Below are 2,001 nucleotides of genomic sequence, written 5' to 3'. Positions count from 1 at the left end.
CTCAGTCCCGGGGCAAAGCCCGCATCAAATATCACCGTAACCTGGGCGTTTTCAGCTTCCTCGCGGAGCTCGAGGGGGTTTTCGGGCATAAAGGAGACGTCCACCATGTCAACGCCGGCCTTTATCGAGGCCCGGATTGATGAGTAGCCGAAGCGGCCGGGCAGTGCACCAATAACGAGCTCAAATCCCTTCATCGCCTCGACGAGCCTGTCGAAGCGGGAAGCGTCGAGCTTGAGCGGTGTGGCGAACTCGGAGACGGCCTTCAGCCTCTCCTCGCTGAGGTCGGCGACGTGGACGTCAAACTCATCTCTAAGGTCCCACGCTATGGCCCTTCCAACGTTTCCAGCACCGAGAACGAGAACCTTCATTTTGGACACCAGAATAAGTTAATGTGGAACTTAATAAGGCTTGCATGATACTATCAAAAGTAAAAATTTATAAGCCCTCCCCGATAAGAAACGCGGAGGACAATGAACGCGAAAACCTCCCTGGGACTCGGTCTCGGAGTGTTGCTAATCCTACTGCTTGCACTTCCAGTAGGCGCGGATAAAGTGCCTTCAGTATACAAGGTCAACGCAACACTAAACTGCTCTCAAATACGGGTTACTGTGGTTAGTACCGATTGGGGGATTCGGTTTATAGCCAACGGGACCTGCGAGGGATACGTACTCAATCCCACCAACCTAACTATCTTGCCGAGGCAGAGTGTTTATCATTTGGGTCATTGGAACGTTACAGGCCCTTCCCCTCACGATTACGGGAGCACACTCCACATTCAAAAGAAGGTTTACAGTCCCGGAGAGCGAATTCCCATCGTGATGTATTTCAAAATGTGGTACAAGCCTTTCACTCTACTCCGCTGGGCTTTAAACCATGACTCAATGAACATAAGCCTCTACCAGTTTCTCTGGTTCTACTCTGTTGGGAGCGATGGGGAAAAAGAATATCCCCTCACCATTGACCTCTACTGGAAAGGAACCGTTCCTGTCAGGGTGGACTGGCTGAGCGTTTTAGCGGGGTTAATCATAGGAATACCAGTAATCCTCGGGCTTGTGCTCGCTCCCATAGCTTCGGGGGCCGTTAAAGGAAAAAGACTTAGAAATACCCTCTGGAACACCGGACTGTGGTTCGGCTGGCTGGTCGCCCCGATAATTATCTCGACGAGTTTGGAAACTCAGATTGGGGGCTTTGTAGTCGTCCAGCTCCTGTTCTTAGCGGTGTGGTTCTCCTCGATAAACTACGCGCTATATCTAACCCAGCCCAAGCCCGTAAAAACTCCCGGGAACATTGCCTTAGCCCTTTATTTTATCACCGTCACCTTCTCTTTTGCCTGGGCCCTAAAGATTGGAAACAGCGAATTTGCCCTCGGCTCACTGCTCCTGATTGGAATCTTCGGCGTTTTGCTCACGAGGGGAATACAGAGGGGTTTAGATGAGCTCAAGGCTAAGGGAAAGGAGGTAAACCCAAGCTCCCTGGGGGTACTGCTCTTCATAGCGTACGTTCCGTTCCTCCTGCTCTGGGGTTGTGTTATGAAGTCAATTCAGCTCACAATCTTCGCCACTACATTTTTCGGACTTGCCCTGCTTGTGGGTTTGCTGATGATAAAGCACTGCATGGAAAAGGATAATATAGACCAACCTGCCAAACTCTATTAGTGTTCCCCAATGCTCGGCTTCCTGAGGAGGAGAAAGCTTAGAAAGCTCAGACAGAAGGCTGACGAGACCCTCGTTATGCACATAGGAGACACTCCAGAGCGCGTTTATCCCTTTCTCAAAGGTCTCATCGGGGAAGCTCGGCCAGATGTGATAATCCACACTGGGGACCTGGTTGACAACGTCAAGCTCGAACGGAGACCCGACCTGAAGCCCGCCTATGAGGCAGGTCTGCGAAAGCTCGCGCGGATTCTCAAAGGTTCTGGCGCGAGTCTTTACATCGTCCCAGGCAACGAGGACGACCCCGAGCTCCTGAGGCGGTTCTTTGGGGAAAGCGTTGTCGAGCCTG

General features: G+C 51.8%; 3 protein-coding genes. 2 read left to right on the top strand and 1 reads right to left on the bottom strand.

Annotated elements, in window-relative coordinates; genetic code table 11:
• On the bottom strand, positions 1–368 hold a 368-nt coding region (locus tag MVO87_RS00945), incomplete at its 3' end, for a saccharopine dehydrogenase NADP-binding domain-containing protein (RefSeq protein ID WP_297551882.1).
• A gap of 102 nt (positions 369–470) precedes the next feature.
• Here MVO87_RS00945 and MVO87_RS00940 point away from each other — a divergent pair.
• Together MVO87_RS00940 and MVO87_RS00935 are read left to right on the top strand one after the other, a co-directional pair.
• The gene (locus MVO87_RS00940; protein ID WP_297551880.1) at positions 471–1,655 is read left to right on the top strand and encodes a hypothetical protein; all 1,185 of its coding nucleotides are present in this window, start codon (positions 471–473) and stop codon (positions 1,653–1,655) included.
• A gap of 9 nt (positions 1,656–1,664) precedes the next feature.
• On the top strand, positions 1,665–2,001 hold a 337-nt coding region (locus tag MVO87_RS00935; RefSeq protein WP_297551878.1), incomplete at its 3' end, for a metallophosphoesterase.

The organism is Thermococcus sp. (assembly GCF_027063845.1).
In the GTDB taxonomy this organism is placed as follows: Archaea; Methanobacteriota_B; Thermococci; order Thermococcales; family Thermococcaceae; genus Thermococcus.
This window is presented reverse-complemented; position numbering and strand designations above follow the sequence as displayed.